The organism is Dielma fastidiosa (assembly GCF_003475485.1).
Taxonomy (GTDB): Bacteria; Bacillota_I; Bacilli_A; order Erysipelotrichales; family Erysipelotrichaceae; genus Dielma; species Dielma fastidiosa.
The window spans coordinates 403-1,587 of the sequence record NZ_QRQL01000019.1; the positions used below are offsets into that span (position 1 = coordinate 403).

The window sequence follows — 1,185 nt, forward strand, 5'->3', positions numbered from 1 at the left end:
AAGAAAGAATGTACTAAACGGATTGAAAGAATCAAAGAGAAGATTCGTAAGGAAAACAAGTCTTTACAGAACTGGCAGAAAAAGAAAGAACAATTAATTCAAAAAAGCAAGGAACATAAAACTAGTGAAGCAGACTATTTGTATGAGGTACAGATCGTTAATCCAAATATCAAACAGCTGAAGCATAGAATCGGGTTGTTGACCTTTAAATTAAACCGAGAAACGGATAAGCTGAATCATTTGAACTTAGGCATGAGAGCCGCTTGCTTTGGTTCTAGGAAGAATCTGCATCATGATCTTGAAGCTTATCGGTATGAGCGAAGAAAGCGGATGCTGATACCTGGCAGACGACAGGGAAAATACAGCAACAATCTCTTCAAATATCATCTTGAATCCGGGATCATGGTTTATCGAGGCACAGAGAAAGAAGTTCATTTACCGATTCGTTTTTATCATCATGCAGAGAAATTAGAAAGAGCAGTCAGATTACCGCATAATACTGCCGGTAAAGCTGTAGCTTATGAACTCTATGATCATGGTGAATATTTCATCATCAAAGCAATCATTGAGGTGGAACCAAAAATGATCATGACCAAAAAGGAAGAAGGCAGTATCGGTATCGATATCAATGTGGATCATATCGCGGTTGCCCACATCGATCGGCAAGGCAATCTGTGCAGACAACTAATATTACCCATGAAGTTAAAGGGAAAGACAAGGAATCAGCGAAAGCATGAGATTGCGGAAACAGCGAGTAAGATCATTCATGAATGTGTACATACCCATAAACCATTAGTGATGGAAGCCTTGGACTTTAGTGATAAAAAGCGGAAGCAGCGTTATCAGCCAAAAGGACTGAATCGAATGCTGAGTGAGTTTGCTTATGCACAAATCATAGAAGCCATCGAACGAAAAGCTGCTTATGAAGGTGTTGAAGTGATCAAAGTTGATCCAGCCTATACGTCACTGATAGGTAAATTGAAGTATGTACGGGATAAGGGAATGAGTGTGCATCAGGCAGCGAGTTATGTGATCGCAAGAAAAGGGATCGGATATAAAGAGAAGATATTACGAGAATATCGAGTATTCGTAAAAGAAAAGCAAACACAAGCAGAGCAATGGGCAGCGGTTGGTAAAAAGATAGGAAAAGCGAGTATTAAAGAATGTCAGCTTACAGCCATATTA

General features: G+C 39.4%; 1 protein-coding gene. It reads left to right on the forward strand.

Translation table 11 applies throughout. From position 1 onward, the window contains the following. A partial coding sequence (locus DWZ33_RS17855) for an IS200/IS605 family accessory protein TnpB-related protein (protein ID WP_220452472.1) occupies positions 1-1,185 on the forward strand: 1,185 nt, incomplete at both ends.